14 protein-coding genes are annotated in these 17557 nt (G+C 44.8%); 4 read left to right on the top strand and 10 right to left on the bottom strand.

The annotated features are described in order from the left end of the window. From ABWY16_RS09560 to ABWY16_RS09550, 3 genes are all read right to left on the bottom strand, one after another. Positions 1–1020, bottom strand: coding sequence for an alpha/beta hydrolase (locus tag ABWY16_RS09560; RefSeq protein ID WP_353904422.1), 1020 nt, complete (start codon positions 1018–1020; stop codon positions 1–3). 6 nt (positions 1021–1026) lie between these two features. Further along, positions 1027–2343, bottom strand: coding sequence for a glycosyltransferase (locus tag ABWY16_RS09555; RefSeq protein WP_353904421.1), 1317 nt, complete (start codon positions 2341–2343; stop codon positions 1027–1029). Positions 2344–2404: 61 nt separating this feature from the next. Continuing rightward, positions 2405–3805: a sigma-54-dependent transcriptional regulator gene (locus ABWY16_RS09550; protein ID WP_353904420.1), complete on the bottom strand. Its 1401-nt coding sequence runs from the start codon at positions 3803–3805 to the stop codon at positions 2405–2407. 210 nt (positions 3806–4015) lie between these two features. Here ABWY16_RS09550 and ABWY16_RS09545 point away from each other — a divergent pair, with 210 nt between their 5' ends. Continuing rightward, positions 4016–4834: a hypothetical protein gene (locus tag ABWY16_RS09545; RefSeq protein WP_353904419.1), complete on the top strand. Its 819-nt coding sequence runs from the start codon at positions 4016–4018 to the stop codon at positions 4832–4834. Positions 4835–4836: 2 nt separating this feature from the next. Here the strand turns inward: ABWY16_RS09545 and ABWY16_RS09540 are convergent, their stop codons facing one another. After that, positions 4837–5721 (bottom strand): alpha/beta hydrolase, encoded by an 885-nt coding sequence (locus tag ABWY16_RS09540; protein ID WP_353904418.1) that lies wholly within the window; start codon positions 5719–5721, stop codon positions 4837–4839. A 243-nt stretch (positions 5722–5964) separates the two neighbouring features. On the opposite strand from ABWY16_RS09540, the gene ABWY16_RS09535 reads away from it, so the two are divergent. Then, entirely contained in the window at positions 5965–6546 is a 582-nt protein-coding gene (locus tag ABWY16_RS09535) for a Crp/Fnr family transcriptional regulator (RefSeq protein WP_353904417.1), read from the top strand. A gap of 6 nt (positions 6547–6552) precedes the next feature. On the opposite strand, the gene ABWY16_RS09530 is transcribed toward ABWY16_RS09535, so the two are convergent. Continuing rightward, positions 6553–7632 (bottom strand): universal stress protein, encoded by a 1080-nt coding sequence (locus ABWY16_RS09530; protein WP_353904416.1) that lies wholly within the window; start codon positions 7630–7632, stop codon positions 6553–6555. A gap of 157 nt (positions 7633–7789) precedes the next feature. Between ABWY16_RS09530 and ABWY16_RS09525 the strand changes: the two genes are divergently transcribed. Together ABWY16_RS09525 and ABWY16_RS09520 are read left to right on the top strand one after the other, a co-directional pair. Then, positions 7790–9010 carry a BamA/TamA family outer membrane protein gene (locus ABWY16_RS09525; RefSeq protein WP_353904415.1) on the top strand — a complete coding sequence of 407 codons (1221 nt, stop codon included), beginning with the start codon at positions 7790–7792 and terminating at the stop codon, positions 9008–9010. A 120-nt stretch (positions 9011–9130) separates the two neighbouring features. Then, positions 9131–10552, top strand: a complete 1422-nt coding sequence (locus ABWY16_RS09520) for a 3-keto-disaccharide hydrolase (protein ID WP_353904414.1) — start codon at positions 9131–9133, stop codon at positions 10550–10552. A gap of 55 nt (positions 10553–10607) precedes the next feature. Here ABWY16_RS09520 and ABWY16_RS09515 read toward each other — a convergent pair whose 3' ends face one another. The 5 genes from ABWY16_RS09515 to ABWY16_RS09495 form a co-directional block, all read right to left on the bottom strand. Continuing rightward, positions 10608–12323, bottom strand: a complete 1716-nt coding sequence (locus ABWY16_RS09515) for a GMC oxidoreductase (protein WP_353904413.1) — start codon at positions 12321–12323, stop codon at positions 10608–10610. Between the two features lie 11 nt (positions 12324–12334). Further along, positions 12335–12859, bottom strand: coding sequence for a gluconate 2-dehydrogenase subunit 3 family protein (locus ABWY16_RS09510; protein ID WP_353904412.1), 525 nt, complete (start codon positions 12857–12859; stop codon positions 12335–12337). A gap of 41 nt (positions 12860–12900) precedes the next feature. Next, complete coding sequence (locus tag ABWY16_RS09505) at positions 12901–13179, bottom strand: hypothetical protein (RefSeq protein ID WP_353904411.1); 279 nt, start codon at positions 13177–13179, stop codon at positions 12901–12903. A gap of 15 nt (positions 13180–13194) precedes the next feature. Further along, positions 13195–14346 carry a M4 family metallopeptidase gene (locus tag ABWY16_RS09500; RefSeq protein WP_353904410.1) on the bottom strand — a complete coding sequence of 384 codons (1152 nt, stop codon included), beginning with the start codon at positions 14344–14346 and terminating at the stop codon, positions 13195–13197. 154 nt (positions 14347–14500) lie between these two features. Then, positions 14501–17065, bottom strand: a complete 2565-nt coding sequence (locus tag ABWY16_RS09495; protein ID WP_353904409.1) for a PAS domain-containing protein — start codon at positions 17063–17065, stop codon at positions 14501–14503. Positions 17066–17557 lie beyond the last annotated feature (492 nt).

Genomic DNA, 17557 nt, shown 5'->3' with positions numbered 1-17557 from the left:
CTAATCCCGCGTAACCGCCCTGGGTTTCATGCTTAGGATATCCATAGCGAACTTTTGTGTTTCGCGCTCCACAGCGGGTATATCTCCTGACAGCAGGGATGATGCAATGGGATGGACTCCGGTTTTAGGAAGGGCCATCTTTCTTTTTAAGGCGGCAGCTGTTCCGAGCTGATCAAACATTTTCAGCATGGCATCTACCTTTACCGTTTTATCCTGGTGGGCTTCGTCTTTGTAATAATAAAGCATCAACACGGGCTGTTTAATTTTTGAGAATACCTCTGGCCTGCTGGTAGTTTCTACAAATTCTTCCAGCTGGGGAAGGGCTTCTACACGGTATTTCCTGTACCAGTACTTTAAGACTTCAGGCTCTGTTCCATGTTCTTGTACATAGTCACCGCCCATTACAAGTTTTGCGATTTGCAGGCCCCAGGGATCATTCAGCAGCCATGCAGCGCCATTATTGATTTTAATATTTGGCGAATACAGGATCAGTGAATTTACCTCCGGAAAGGTTGAGGCAAGCCTCAGGGACAGTAATGCTCCATTAGATGTACCCATGAGGATCACTTTCTTCCCGAGTTTTCTGCCGATGGCATAAGCTTCGCGTGCTGAGGCCCAGATATTTTCAGCCGTAAACTGCAGCATGGCATCCTTATCTTTCAGCCCGCTGCCGGCCAGACGTGCCAGGTATAGGTTGCAGCCAAATTTCCTGGCAAAGTTGCGGTGAACGGGATTTGCTTCGCCCTGGCTGGCTGTAAAGCCATGGATGTAGACTACAGCATATTCCGTTTGTTCCTTCTTTGTACTGTCGGCCCATACAATTTCAGCCTGGTTGCCCGACTTTAAATCAGCGGCGGCTTCTTTAGCGCGGATATGGGCTTCGAGTTCGGCCAGGCCTGAAGGCAGCTCTGGCAATTCATCTGCGTATACCGGCGCAGCTGGTTTCGGGCCGCTTAGGTAAACAATGGCCAGCAGGCCAATGACCGCCACAGTTGAGTACAATACTTTTTTACTACTCATGGCTGATCAGCTATTGATGCAAGTGTGTTTTTCGATGAGCTCGCTGATGTAACCTTCGCAAAGTTCGTTGGCGTTACAGGCTTCAAATTTCTGGCGGAGAGCGGTCACATTGTTTCTGTACAATGTATTGTTCATGATCTCGGTTGCTGCCTCAAAGATGGCTTCTGCCGACGGAGTCTCCGTTTTCAGGTCAATCCCGTATTTAAAATAACCTATGCGCGCACACACCTCATTTTTTAGTTCATGCTGGCCCGCGGCTACCATAGGTAACTGGTGTTTGATACTCAGCATCGTTCCACTGTAGCCGCCGTTGGTTACATAGACACTGGCATAGGGCATCACATCATCGAAAGGTATATAATCAGCAATGATCAGGTTTCCGGCAGTAAACTTTGCTTTGAGTTCTTCTGTTCCGCTGCCGCCTGTAGTTGCTATTACAAGGACGTCGGTATTTTCAAATGCCTTCAGTGCTGGTTCCAGCAGTTTGCTGACATCAGATTCGATTGTTCCCTGTGTCACAAGTACAACCTTTTTGTACTGGTTGAGACGTTCATCAAACCAGGGCTCTTTGGGCTGATGTGTAGAATAGGGCATGAGCGCACCGATGAAGCGGATATTGCTGCCGAGGTCGCTTCGTTTGTATTCAAATTCCGGTATACCGATCTGCAGGTAGAGATCGGCAGCCCTGATGAGCATGTCCGGCAGGAGAGCTGGCTGGTTGGGAATGTTATATTGGTCTAATACGCTGGTAAATACAGCGGTGTGTGCTTTGAAAGTATTTTCGATTTTCCGGTACAGGCCTGCATATTCCGCGCGCATGGCGTCGTTCTCTGCCGGGGGTAGCGCTGTGCGGTAGGGGGCTGTATCCACTGAGGCTTCAGGCAGCGGGATGACCCCGATTGCCACTACAGGTATCTGCATTTTGTAACTCACAAATGGAATGGCTGTAAACATGTTGTCGGCAATCAACAGGTCGAATGAAAAACTTTCGTGGATGTCCCTGATATCTTCATAATACTCTGCTGCGCGTCCTGCGAACAGATTTTTCTGGTACAGCATGCTTTTTTGCTGGAAATCATCTGTTTGTTTCAATTCGGGTACCCGCTCATGGATATTGTTTCCGTTGATATCGGCTGCTTTGTTATAAGAATAATGCGGGATGTTTAATTTTTTTAATTTAGCTGTGTAAATTTCTGATACATACCAGCGTACATCGCAGCCAATTTGCTGCAGATAATTTGCCAAACCGGTAAGCGGGCTAAAATGTCCATCAGTAGGAACACACGCAAACAGGATTTTTTTTCCGGCCAGTTTACTTTTCATTTTTCAAAGGTCTGCAAAATGACAAGTGCCGGAAATAGCCAAATGTGGGGATAATTGCGTCCTACCCGCTGTTTCTGTCTTTATGTGAAGAGGTTTTTCTCTCAATACCGAGTTTTTTCATTCTGGAACTGAGTGTGGAGGAATTGATCTCTAAAATTTCTGCTGCGCCGCCTTGTCCGTAAATTTTCCAGTCGCAGCGTTCAAGTACAGCGAGGATGTGGTCCCGCTCATTCTCTGTGATGGTCTTTATGCTTCCATATTCCTGCGGCGGCGGGGTTGTCTGTTGATTTGCCGCCAGCTGCACTGAAGTGATCGTATCGCCGGTAGCCAGTAAAACGCTTCTGGCCATCAGGTTTTCCAGTTCCCTGACATTGCCAGGCCAGTTGTAGCTGAGCATATCACTGAGTACGGCATCGCTCAGTCCTGTAATTACTTTACCTTCTTTTCTGGCGTGGTATTGTACAAAGTGGTTGGCGAGCAGCGGAATATCTTCTTTCCTTCCACGCAGCGGAGGCAGTGTAACCGGAAAAACATTGAGCCTGTAATAGAGGTCCATCCTGAACCTTCCTGAGGCTATTTCTTCTTCCAGGTTACGGTTTGTAGCCGCGATAATGCGCACATCTATCTTTTTCTTTTTACCGCCTATAGGCTCAATTTCTTTTTCCTGCAGCACACGGAGAAACTTGACCTGCAGATCCAGGGGCAGTTCCCCAACTTCATCCAGAAATATGGTTCCCTGATCGGCCTGCTCAAACTTCCCTGTTCGTTTTTCGGTAGCGCCGGTAAATGCACCCTTTTCATGCCCGAACAATTCTGATTCTATCAGGCTGGCTGGAAGTGCGGCGCAGTTAACTACAATAAGCGGCTGTTTTTTACGCGGCGAGATCTGATGGATACACTGGGCAACAAGTTCCTTTCCCGTACCGCTTTCCCCTAAAATCAGGGCTGAGGTATCTGAAGGGCCAATAATTTTTACATTGTCGAGCAGATCGAGCATTGGTTTGCTGTTGCCCACAATTCCTTTAAACTCGTGTCCGGACAGTGCTGCCGGGGCTTTGGACTGTACGATTTTCCTGTATTCTGCTTCGCGTTTCTGCTGGTGCAGGTACCAGGCCACATCCAGCATTACCAGCACGTCTTTTTCGCGGAAAGGTTTTACCAGAAAGCCATAGGGCTGGGTTGCCTTTGCCGCATTCAGCACCTGTTTATCGGAGTTGGCAGATAAAAATACAAAAGCGATGTTGCGTTCATTTAAGATACTTGCCAGGTCAATCCCCGTTAAATGTCCTTTAAGCTGGATATCCAGCAGCACCAGGTCAGGCTGATCGCGGTCGATGATTTCCAGGGCTTCGGGCACAGAACCGGCAATAGGACATACCAGATAGCCCGATTTTTTTAGAATGATCTTTAAATTATTGGCTTCAATAAACTGGTCTTCGACAATAAGTATTTTAGCTTTCAATTTAACCTCCTCTTCTAATGATATTCTTCTGGTTTGCTTTTTAGTGCAATTGTCCTTTCAAAGATAATCGTTCTTGCTTATATAGTAATACTGTTACAATCATAATCTGTTAAAAAATGGTTAGTTATATGTTAGGTTACTGTAATGATGAAGAAAAAATATTTTATACTCCTGATTAATTATTAGTTTTAAGCCCTACACCTGATTACTATGAAACAACATCTTTATGTAATGCTGCTTTCCCTGGCCTTATTTAGCTGTAACCGCAAGGAGGAGGGGAAAATCTATTCTCCCAGAACTTTAAAAGGTAAAGAAGACTTTAACCAGTTTCAGCAGGGTGCAGAAAATGCACTGACTATTTACACACACACCGCTGAGGGTAATACCGGCGCAGGCGGTGGACAGGAGCGTTTTGGTGTAAAATTCAGGGACACAACTGTCCGTATCCAGCTTAATGCATCAGATAAAGATGCTGTAGCAGATCAGTTTGCCCTTGCGGAATTTCTGAATACACAGAAAACTGCTTTGCTGGTACAGCTTGCAGACAGTTCGGGCCTTACTGCCCCTTTTTATTTAATTGCGGTAAAAAATGGCAAGTTGGATGTAGTGAGCATTTATCGTCCCTCACAGGGCAGAGAAGATCATCGGTTTACAAAAGGTCTAAGCAGGATAGGCCGTTCGGGATACCTGATCAACAATGATTTCTTTATTACTACTGTTGATGCAAAAGTTTATCCGCTGACCAGGCAAAATCCCGGTGAAAGAATTCAGGGGCTGCACTTTTTAAATTCTGCGGATAAGAAAACTCTGGTATTCCTGGTTTCATCTTCCCTGTATGAGGTAAACTATCCAACCGGCGAGGTCTATACCCAGCCACTTTCTGCTGACATGCCTAAAGTTCCTGCGCAGGTATTTCCCTGGATTCAGAACAACTACAGCTGGCAGACAAATGCCAGGGGTGTGGCATTCCTGAAAAAGAATAAAGACAATGACCGGATTATTGACATCAGGGAATTTAAAAAGTCATAGGTTCAGCGCAGGCTCTTTATCCATTTCAATATAAAATCAGCATCTTCTTTCCAGGTTGGCTGCCCCAGTACATAGTGGTTTCTGCCCGGAAATTCCTTGTAATCCACAACTGAGCCGTTTCTTTTGTACCTTTTATAATTGCGCAGGCTGAGGCGGGGCGGAATTACATGGTCTTTATCTCCCGCCGTAAGCAGCAGGGGAACGTGCATCTTTTCAAAATCTACCCTTGCTGCCCTGCTCAGGCCCCCCCGGGCAACTTTTTTGGATTCGGGAACAGTATTCTTTTCGTATGCTTCCTGCTGCTCCGGCAAGGGCATTCCGTTTACAAATGCATATTGCCAGTCCTTAAAGGACATCAGATAGGTTTTACTTAGGGAACTGAATAATCCGAGTGATTTCCAGGCAGATTTCAAAAAGGAGGGCTCATAGGGGAAGATCCCGTGCGGAGGGGCAGAGTGAATGGCGATCCCTGCTGCCGCAAGATCGCGGTTTACCATGATCTGTGTGATCAGGCCCCCAAGTGAATGGCCGATGACAATGGGTTTTTCAGGTAAGGCTTTTGCAATGGCCACATAATGATCTACAAGTTTGCCTAATGTGAGTCCTGCGAGTTCAGTATTCTGGTGCCGCCTGTTTCTGAGTATTTCGGGCGCTTCGTCTTTGAAAGGCCAGGCGGGAGCGAAGGTGCTGTAACCCTTGCTGCTGAAATATTCTTTCCATTCGTTCCAGGCAGTATGACTCACAAACGCACCCGTGACAAACAAAATAGTTTTCGTAGCAGTAATTTTTGTATAATGTTTTTTAAGCTTCATTTTTAGTCTGGAAGCGAAAAGGTCATTGTAGTTATGGCTGTGGTCCGGGCCGGGCTGCTTGACTTTTTTATTCATTGTTAAATATTTTCTATAGGTATGAATAAATAATTATGCATCAGCAATTTATGGATTTCTGACCGAAATATCAACATTTTTGTGGTCTGTGCAGGCTCGGTTTTTGACGCCTCATATTTTTGTATGATAAGCTTATCTGATACCCTAAAACGGGTATTTTTTCTCCCAGATTGGGTATTATATTCCCTTTGTTGTCGTTTTCATTCAAAATTTTAATTATACTTGCATTTAAATAAATTCAAGATGGATTACGGCCTCTTACTTCGCAATATTGCCAGATATGTTAAACTTGATAAGGACGAGGAAGAATATCTGATTCCTCTTCTGATGTCCAAAAAGGTGAAGGCAAAAGAAGTATTGCTTGAAGCGGGGGATGTAAATACAAAGGTGATTTTTGTTACCGGAGGCTGTTTAAGAAGTTATGCATCAGATAATAATGGTTTTGAACATATCCTTCAGTTTGCGCCTCCGGGCTGGTGGATCATCGATATGCTCAGCTTTATTACGGAAGAACCCTCAAGGCTCAATATCGACGCCATTGAAGACAGTGAGATCATTTACCTCCTGAAATCTGATTTTGATACGATCTATCTTGAGGTTCCCAAGTTTGAACGCTTTGGGAGGATACTGACCATGAATGGTATGGCTACTTTTCAGCACAGGCAGATAGATAACGTTAGTTTGACTCCGGCAGAACGTTATATCAAATTCTGTAAATTATATCCTTCCCTGATCCGGGACCTTCCGTTACAGCAAATCGCATCCTATATCGGGGTGAGCCCTGAATTTCTGAGTAAGATGCTGTCCAGCGGCGTATTGAAATAGTTTACATTATGTATCTTCCTTGAATACAAGCAGGGGTAAATGGGTACGGTAGGCCAGGTTCCTGGTAAGGCTGCGGTGAAATATGCGCTCAAAAAAACCGTATTCTTTCGGGACGGTAATCAGCAGCTCCATGGTATTTTCGTCAGCAAAATCAAGAATTCCTTCCTCCACATTTTCATGATCTGTATAATAGTAACGGACATTGTTCTCGTTCCATATCTGCTGCAGTTCTTTCAGTTCTTCTTTTGCTTCGGGTTTTGGTGCTTCCTCAACTTTATTCACATAGAGGATGGAGAGCTTCGCCTTTAGCTGGCTGATGAATGTATTGATAGGATAAACGGGAATAGTTTTGGCAACATTTTTCAGGTCGCAGGCGAAAACCACATTTTTTATTTCTTTGTACTCTGCTTTGTGGGGGACAACCAGCAGGGAGGTGTGCGTTTCCTTTGCGACCGCTATGGTATTGCTGCCCACCAGAACTTTTTCGATTTCGCTTTTCCCTGCCATACCCATCACAATTAAGCCAATATGCTGCTGTTCTGTAATCAGGTTTACTGCCGGGATAAGCGGTCTGCCATCTGACAGGATTTTTACTGTAGTATTTTGGTGTACCAATCCCTGCAGCTGATCTTTCAGCCGGGCCATCTTCTGCGCTATGATTTTTTCTGAATGAACCATTTCTGCTGAAACAGGTGCAATTGTAGCTGTTACTACCGGCAGACAGTCGTGTGAATGGTAGATGATGAGTTCGGAGCTTTTCAGCTGATGGGTTAATCCGGCCGCATACCTGGCTGCATTAAAGGCTGATTCAGAAAAGTCTGTCAGTACCAGGATCTTTCCGGCGGCATGTAATCTGGTCAGATGTTCATCAATTGCTTTTTCCAGTTCCCGGAACTGTTCTTCTGAAAGCATTCGCTGCCCCTGATTTTCGATGCTCCAGCTGCCTTCTGCCGATCGTTGTAATCTTATAGGGTCAGGCTCGCCCGTGATCATTTCAACTTTAAATTTTTGCAGATGACCTGAGACTGTCACTATCGCGTCCAGATCAAGACTGCCTGCTTTAAACTTTACTGAAAATGTCTTCATCACAATAAAATTATATATGGTTAATGGTATAACAAGTGGGACATCAATTGGTTTGATGGTGATAAAAAGAGTGGAGAAAATCAAACTTTATAGTAATTTTAGCGTTAACGTATAATATTTGCTTTTGTCAACATATCAGGATTATAATATAAACTCTATGAGAAAGTATCTGCTACCTCTTTTATTTCTTTTTCCTTTTGCCTTGTCAGCACAGAACACACCTACTATGCTTCCCCAGAATAATATTGTAAAAGATACCACGAGGCAGACGGATCTGATAGATATCTATAAGGGACTTTTTCATGTCACCCCAAAAAAGATCAGGGCTGAAAACGGGAAAAGAATTTATTTCTCTGTGCTTCCTGTTGGAGGATCTGCACCGGGAGGTAGCGGAAATGCATTGGTAACCAGTACTACAGCTGCGATGTACCTGGGTAACCGCCGTACCACAAATATATCCAGTGCTACTTTTGCACCATACTGGAACTTTAAAAGCCGTTTTGGCCTGCCGCTGCGCTCCAGCATCTGGCTGCCTGACAATACCTGGGTGATACAGGGAGACATCCGCTTTCTGCGCTATCCTCAATATACCTGGGGGCTGGGCAACACGCGTGATAACGACAATGATATACTGGTAAACTATAATTATATCCGGTTTTATCAGAAAGCGTTAAAACGAATAAAACCCTATCTTTTTGCGGGTGTGGGTTATCATCTGGATTACCGCTCAAGTATTGGAAGTGATGATCCGGCAATTAGCCTGCAGGACTTTACCCATTATAATTACGGTGTAAAGGGCAATTCTGTTTCTTCGGGAATAAGTTTAAACCTGTTGTACGATACCAGGAACAATTCCATTAATCCACTGCCGGGTGCTTATGCCAACCTGGAGTTCCGGGAGAACCCATCTTTCCTGGGCAGTGACAATTCCTGGTCCTCAGTTTTCCTGGATGTAAGAAAGTATTTTTCTATGAACCCTGCCAAGCCGAACCAGCAGAATCAGCTGGCTTTCTGGTCGTACTTTTGGAGTTCCCTGAGCAATAAAACGCCTTATCTTGACCTGCCAAGTGTTGGCTGGGATCCCTACAACCGCTCGGGAAGAGGGATAGATCAAAACCGCTACCGCGGGAAATCCCTGTTCTATTTTGAAACAGAATACAGAAGGGATATCACTGAAAACGGCTTACTGGGTTTTGTAGTTTTTGCCAATACAAATACAGTAAGTGGCTCAGGCTCTTTGTTTACCTCCTGGCATCCCGCGGCTGGTACAGGTTTGCGGGTTAAGTTCAATAAAGGATCAAATACGAATATTGGTATTGATTATGGGGTGAGCAAGGGATACAGCAGGGTAATATTCAGTCTGGGCGAAGCTTTTTAACTCAGCTAACTCCATCTGACTTCTTTTTTTTAGCTGTGGTATTGTTTCCGGGAAATAAATTTTATACTTTGTAGAATATAACCAGATATATTCATTTTACACTGTATACACTTTACATCCATGGAAGAGTCAAAACGGAAATTTAAAACTAATCAAAGCAAAGGCGGTAAAACCGTTCAAAAGGGAGCATTGATGCTCGCAATCATGTTTGCCTTGCAGCCTGTTATGTATGCGCAAACTGCTAAAACCACAAGTTTATTCGACGGTAAAACATTAACGGGATGGAAAAAAACCGCTGGCAGCGCCACTTATGAAGTAAGGGATGGCGCTATTGTGGGCACCACAGTAAATGGTACTGGAAATTCTTTTCTTGCTACCGACAGGGAATTCAAAGATTTTGTGCTGGAAGCAGATGTGATGCTGGAAAGCGCCAAAGGCAATTCAGGAGTACAGGTAAGGAGCCATTTTGATCCGGCTGCAAATAACGGAAAGGGAAAAGTGTATGGCAGGCAGGCAGAAGTTGATCCTACCGAAAGGAAATGGAGCGGAGGGATCTATGATGAAGGGCGCCGTGAGTGGCTCTACCCTTTAACGCTTAATCCGGCTGCAGGAGCTGCCTATAAAGCTAATGCCTATAATCACCTGAAGATTGAGTGCATTGGCAACGAAATGAAAACCTGGATCAACGGTGTACCGGCAGCTTATGTAATTGACACACTGGATAAAAGCGGGTTTATCGCTTTGCAGGTTCATGGGATAACGGAAGCTGCCGAAGCAGGCAAAAAGGTGTTTTTCAAAAATATAACTATACAGACTACGGGTATTGTTCCTTCGGAATTTCCGGCCGGAATATTCGTGGTAAATTATACGCCCAATACGCTGAGCAGTTACGAAAAGAAGGAAGGCTGGCAGTTGTTATTTGATGGGAAAAGCAATAAGGGTTGGGTTGGTGCGAATAAAAATGCGTTTCCTGCCAAAGGCTGGAGCATTGCCAATGGAACCCTGAGTGTATTGCCTGCCGAAGGCAAAGAATCTACCAATGGCGGTGATATTGTCACAACAGCGGAGTTCTCCGCCTTTGACCTCTCTTTTGAATTTCAGCTTACACCCGGAGCGAACAGTGGGCTGAAATACTTCGTTACACTGAAAGAACAAACTGCCGGATCGGCCATCGGCCTGGAATACCAGGTACTTGACGATGAACTCCATCCGGACGCAAAACTCGGCCGCGACGGGAACCGGACCCTGGCATCATTATATGATCTGATCCGGGCAGATAAACCAAAACGTTTCATCCGCCCTATCGGGCAATGGAACACAGGAAGGGTAGTCGTTTATCCTGATAACAGTGTAGAACATTATTTGAATGGTGTAAAGGTCTTAAGTTACCAGCGTGCTTCCCCGGCATACCGTGAACTGGTTGCAATCAGTAAATACAAGGACTGGAAGGATTTTGGCGAAGCCGGGCAAGGCCATATTCTTTTACAGGACCATGGTAACAAAGTAAGCTTCAGGAGTATTAAAATCCGGAAACTGCAGTAGATTATTAAAGGCTTCATTAAAGACAGACCGTTTTGAGTAAAAGAACCGGGGGGATTTAGATTTCCCCCCGGTTCATTGCTTTTACCGCGTAATCAACGGACCTGGCAGTGAATGCCATGTAGGTAAGCGAAGGATTTTGTGTTGAGGTAGAGGTCATACATGCCCCATCAGTAACGAACACATTATGACAGCTATGCAGTTGGTTCCATTCGTTCAGGATTGATGTTTTTGGATCGCGGCCCATTCTTGCACCGCCCATCTCGTGGATGTCCAGTCCGGGTGCCTGACTGGAAACATTGGGCGTAATGTTTTTGAAGCCTGCTTCAGTAAACATTTCTGTAAGCTGTTCTATATAGTCTTTTTTCATGAGCTCATCGTTTTCATCGTAGGCTACGGAAATGTTCAGCTGAGGAATTCCCCAGGGGTCTTTTTCTGTTGCGCTTAAATTCACGAAGTTGCTTTCTTTAGGGATGGTTTCGCCCATCATATGCGAACCCATGATCCATGGGCTCAGTTTGCCATGCAGCAGATTGTCTTTGAGTGTGCCGCCAATTGCAGAACGGTCCCTTTCCATATACCTGCTCCCATAAATTCCGGCAGCATAGCCTCTTTTGAAATTGGTTTCCTGTTTGAATACATTTCTGAACCTGGGCATGTAACCGCCGCCGGCCGGGTTTCTGCCATCCGTTGCGAACTGTTTTAGTCCGTCATATTCTGCAGTGATCCTGGCGCTGTAGTTATGGAATGCTACATATTTGCCCAGCACCCCGCTGTCATTTCCCAGGCCCTGCGGGAATCTTTTAGATTTGGAGTTGAGCAGAATCAGGTTTGTGTTTAGTGCCCCTGCGTTGACAAATACGATTCTTGCATAATACTCTGTAGTTTCTTTGGTATTTGTATCAACGACCCTGACACCGGTAACTTTGCCTTTAGCATCGTCATAAATCACTGATTCTACAACGGAAAAAGGCCTTAATGTAAGGTTACCGGTTTTTGCTGCCCAGGGCAGCGTAGAAGCATTACTGCTGAAATATCCGCCGAATGGACAGCCTCTCTGGCAGAGGGTGCGGTTCTGGCATTTTGCGCGTCCCTGGTCGAGGTGGATCTGGTTGGGTTTAGAAAGATGGGCACACCTTGCACTGATCACATGCCGGCTGGCGTATTTACTTTTGATTATTCCTTTGAAGTAATCTTCTGCGGCATTCAGCGGGAATCCAGGTAGAAATTCACCGTCTGGCAATTCTGGTAATCCGTCCCTGTTACCGGAGATGCCGGCGAATTTCTCTACGTAACTGTACCATGGGGCAATGTCTTTGTAGCGGATGGGCCAGTCTACTGCGAAGTCATCCCTTGCAGGCCCTTCGAAATCGAAGTCGCTCCAGCGCTGTGTCTGGCGGGCCCAAAGCAATGATTTACCACCTACCTGATAACCCCTGATCCAGTCGAAGGGTTTTTCCTGTACGTATGGATGCTCCTTGTCTTTTACCATAAAGTGCATTGCATCTTCCTTAAATGCGTAACAGCGGCTGACAATTGGGTTTTCCTTTTTTATCGCCAAAGCAGGCTCGCCCAGGTGCTCAAATTCATACGGGAATTTATTTGTAGTAGGGTAGTCTCTGATATGCTGTACATCCCGGCCTCTTTCTAAAACCAGGGTTTTAAACCCTTTTTCTGTAAATTCTTTGGCTGCCCAGCCACCGCTGATGCCGGAGCCTATTACAATCACATCATAGGTATTGGCCCTTGCCGCATCTATATTCAAGTTAGACATCGTGTAATTAATTATGCAGTTTTAACTGGGAAATAACCGTTATAGCGACCAGGGACCAATTCGTAAATGACCAGGTTGGTCATTACATACTGAGAATTGAGGTATCCGTCGATGGTTTTTTCCTTCATGATTTTATAAAAGGCAGCAAGTTCTGCTGATGAGTTGTTTCCAAGTTTTGACAGCATGCTTTCGCGCTGATGAACTGAGAGTTTTGCAAAAGATTTGCTGAACTGGTCATGCACCTGGTCTTCGAACATGGACAGGCCTTTTACAAATTGTTTCTGCTCAGCTTCCTCATAGCAGTCGTCCAGCATTTTGAGTACGAAAAGATGGAGCTTCAGCTGCTTTGCACCGGGCGTTTTTGTTCTGGGGATGATCGTTTCAGCAATCTCGGCCAGCAGGTTTTCTTCGTTGAGACTGATCGAAATATTTTTTAGCAGGATGCTGGATTTTCCTTCATCCCGCAAGCAGGAGGGCAGCAGAGCCAATCCGCCAGCCATGATCAGTATTTGTTTGATGACTAAACGTCTTTCCATTACATGATTTGGTATAACCGAATATAGGATTATTTTTGCTTTTAGTAGTGCAGATTTGATTTTAACTTCGTCAGTATCCTGGTCAGTTCCGGCGCAAGGACTGCTTCATCGCTAACTGGCATCCGGATGCCCTTGTATTCTATACTATAGCTGAAAGTATCGCGGCTTGAAGACATTTGTGTTGCGCTATCTCTGTTCTGAAACTCTGAGAGCTGTTCATCCAGGTATGCCTGCAGTTGCTCGGGATGACCGGAAAGATCTTCTTCTGCAAATTTGGATTTACCTGCAAATCCGCCGGACTGGATCAGTTTGATTTTCATTTTACCTAAAGCTACTTAAACGCCTACAGTATTCCAAGCATTTCTGATAGATGCGGTTACCTTATCTTCAGCGCCGAACAGCGCGGTGGATTCAGTTAAGGTGGCATTCTTAAAATCTGCAAATGTTGCGTTTGTGGGAACGAGATCTCGGTTGCACATAGCGTTATACCAGACTTTACCCAGTTTTTCCCATGCGAAACCCCCAACATCTACGGCAGCGAGATAGAATGCGTGACTGGGGATTCCGGAGTTGAGGTGCACACCGCCATTGTCATCAGGATCGTTTTTATAACCGCTCATATGATGTGGCTGGGGATCTGTGCCCAGATCAGGGTGGTTCACATATGCGGTGCCGGGAGCCTTTAATGATCTGATGGCATACTGCTCTCCAATGACAACATTTTCACCAATGAGCCAGTTTGCAGCAGTTACATCCTGGTTCAGTGCTTTTTGCTTGACCATGATCCCGAATACATCCGCCAGCGACTCATTTAAAGCGCCGCTCTGATCTTTGTATTCCAGGTTACATTCGTACTGGACCACACCGTGGGTTAGCTCATGGCCGGTTATATCGATATCTGAAGTGAAGGATGCGAAGATCTTGCCATCGCCATCCCCGTAAATCATCTGTTTTCCGTCCCAGAAAGCATTGTCATAATTTTTGAGATAATGGACAGTTTGTATCATCATCATCCCTTTGTTATCAATTGAATTTCTGCCAAATACTGAATAGTATAAGTCCCATGTGGCACCGGCGGAATCATAAACTTTGTCTGCATCGGTATCTTTGGAAGGCTTGCTGCCTTCTTTTCTGATAATTTTACCGGGCAGTGATTGCCCGTTTTCTGCAGAATAGACGAGTCTTGATGGTTGTGGTAGCAGGCCCGGATCTGCTGCTATGGTCTGCAGAATGGATTTACTGATACCTCCGGCTTTGAACTGCTGACTGGCGAGGAGCAGCTTTTCAGCGGAATTAAGTTTAGCGTAGGCCTGACGGCGCGCCCTGATTTCTTCATCCAGACTGAAGTCGCCCAGATGCGCCTGCCTGATCTTCATTTTGTTTTCTTCGTCTGAAATCAAATGAAGCCTCATGTATGGAGGAATGATGCCTTGTACCGGATGCCGGTGATTATGATTGCATAGCTGCGGAAATGTCTCTTTCATCATGCTACAGTTTTTTAGAGCTAAGGACTAAATACCACCTAAGGAGATGATATAATCATGACCAGATGTGCCTGTTTGGATATGATCAATAGCTAAAGGTGTCATGATCCTAAGATACTGATATATAGCTTATATTCCAAATAGTTGTTTTTTTGTTTTATTCCATTGGCAACTGAAAATAAAAGGTGGAGCCTTTTCCTATTTCGCTGTCGACAGCTATTTTCCCGTCATGGCGTTCTATAATTTCGGCACTCAGGTATAATCCTATTCCAAAACCTGAAATATGCTGATTCTGACTGCCTTCCACGCGGTAAAATCTGTCGAAAAGTTTTTCTACATCATGGGGTTTAATTCCCATGCCCTTATCTTTCACACTGAAATGCACATGATTATCCTTCAGCTCACAAAAGATTTCTATCTCTTTTGCCAGTGGCGAATATTTTACTGCATTGCTCAGCAGATTGGAAATGACAGAACCGATTTTATCCCTGTCTGCATAAACCTGTAAGTGTTCTGCCACCGGAATAGAAATTTCGTGCGTGCTTGACGTCAGCCGTGATTCTTCAACCAGTTCCATGATGAGTTCGTCAATATAAAAATGTTCTTTCTGCAGATGGATTTTGCCCGACTCGAGACGTGAGATGTTGAGGAATCCATTGATCATGGAGGTCATTTTTTTGATCTGGGCGGTTACTTTTTCCAATGCACTGATTGTAAAGCGGTCGCCCGATTTCAACGCCTTTTGATGGAGTATCTGCGTGTATCCGTTGAGTGAGGTAAGCGGGGTTTTCAATTCATGACTGACCATGCCAATAAAATCGTTTTTGCGCAGTTCATCTTCTTTCTGCTCGGTAATATCCATAATCACGCCGGAGAAGTGACGGAGCGCTCCCCCTGTCTCTGTTTCAATTTTACCCAGGGCTTTCACCCAGCGTAAATTCTCCTCGCCTGAATCTTTGATTGGAAACTCGATATTGTAGTGGCTATCGTTGGCGGTTCCTGATCCCATTGCTCTCAGTACATCACTGCGGTGCGATTCTGGGATGTGGGCTATTGCATCCATATAGGTCAGTTCCTCACTGCTGCTGTAGCCAAATAGCTCTTTCAATTGCGCAGAGGCGAAAAATTCCTTTGTTTTATTGTTCAGGAACCAGGTCCCCACATTTGCAGCTTCTACCGAAAGCCTTAATGTTCCTTCCGTGCGCTGCAACTGTAATCTCGAGCTTACCTGCTCTGTAACATCAGTTGCTACGATCATCATTGTGGTAACCAGGCCTTTTTCATTTTGTATAGGCTGATAGATGAAGTTATAAAATCCTGTTTTCCGCTGTCCGTTTTGCATCAGCTCAGTAGGGATTTCGTTACAGAAATGAGTTTTACCGGTGGAAAAAACTTCCTGCAGCACTTTCAGCTCAGGCTGATTTTTAAGCTGTTCAAGCAAGGTTTCATATTTCTGACCAACAATACTGAGAGGCTTGCCCAGCACATGGAGCATCATATCATTAACGGATTCGATGATCAGTTCAGGGCCATTCAAAATACAGACTGCTACCGGTGCCTGCTGTACCAGAAACCGGAACCGGGCTTCGCTTTTCTCAACACTAGCGATGGTCCTTAAGAGGTTTTCTCTCGTTTCGGCCAGTTCTTCATTGGTTGTGATAAGTTCCTCGTTTGTGGCCGACATTTCCTCATTCATGGTAGAAAGCTCATCGTTCAGATCAAGCAGTTTCAATTGGTTTTCCTCCAGTTGCTTACGTGACTCCACTTTGTCGGTCACGTCGATAACCGTAGCCATTATCGATGTTCTGTTTCCGCTGTAATTTGTCAGTGGCTGATAATAGTAATCCACATAAAACTGTTTCGGCCCGTCATGTTTATGAAATATCACCGGCTTTTCGCGGTTGGCTATGGGAATGCCTGTTGCCAGCACTTCCTTCCATTGCGCGGGAAATGGCTGATGGGTAAGTTCAGGAAATACTTCGAGCATTGGCCGGCCGATTACTTCTCTGCGTTCTTTGTTCCAGAACGAAAGTATGGAAGCGTTGGTCAGTTCAATCACCTGATTTTCGCCACTCAGTACTGCCACGGGGGCAGGCAGCTGATGCAGGATCTCATCCAGTAGTTTTTTACTTTCTGCCAGGTCTTTCACCCTGGCTGCAACCCGCTGTTCCAGTTCATTGTTGAGCTCCAGCAGGCTCTGCTGCATGACATACATTTCTTCGTTTGTTGAATTGAGCTCTTCGTTGGCCGCACTCAGTTCTTCGTTGAGGGCCTGCTCATTTTCCAGAGCGCCGGATAAAGCTGCAGCATGTGCCATTGCCTGGCGGTGAAGGTTTCTTTCTGTTACATCATCAGCGGTATGCAGTATGGCATATACATGACCGTCTTCCTTTTTCAGGGCACGGTAGGTAAAATCGAAATAAAAGGTTTTCGGTTGTCCCGCCGACATCAGTTCTGCCGGGGTATCAATAGCTGTGTAGGTAATCCCTGTGTTCCATACTTTTTGCAGGAGAGCAATAAAATCCTGGTTTTTCAGTTCCGGAACAGCGTCCGGGAGAGGCATACCAATCACCTGTCTGTCTTTGTCCCAAAAACTCAGCATGGTATCATTTGCCATTTGTATGACCAGCTTTTCGGAGGTATATACAGCTGTAGCAGCAGGAGAGAGGGAGAGGATTTCTACTAGCTCTTTGTCGGTAAAACGCTGATGTTGATTATTCATTTAAATAAACGCAGTATGATGTGTCAATGTGGGTCTTTAATCGCAACGGGAATCAGCTACTGTTATTGTCTAATTCAGGGGCTGAGCATTAATTGTTACAATAATAACACCTCTTCTTGAGCAGGTAAAGGTATGGCATGCATAGATTATTCACAATAATTAAGTTCCTTGTTGAAAAATAAAATAGTTTTTTTGACAGGCTATTTCTGGTGACTGCTGATCGCTCTGTTTACCGCGATCATTTGATCGTTCACCACGGTCAAATTCCAGTTTACCATAATAAATAACTATATTATAGCTATTTGTTGTGGCTGTCATTTGAGTAATATTGTAATTATTTAACCTTTTTTAATTTGAAATTCTATTTATTGTGTTTATATTGAAATGTATTATTTATTTGGATAATAAACTGATTGAGTGGTGGGTGATGAGTTTGTCAAAACAATAATTTGTTTTGATATTGTGAACGATTTATGAATGGGACTAAAAGCA

This window comes from Pedobacter sp. (assembly GCF_040513095.1).
GTDB lineage: Bacteria > Bacteroidota > Bacteroidia > Sphingobacteriales > Sphingobacteriaceae > Pedobacter.
This window is presented reverse-complemented; position numbering and strand designations above follow the sequence as displayed.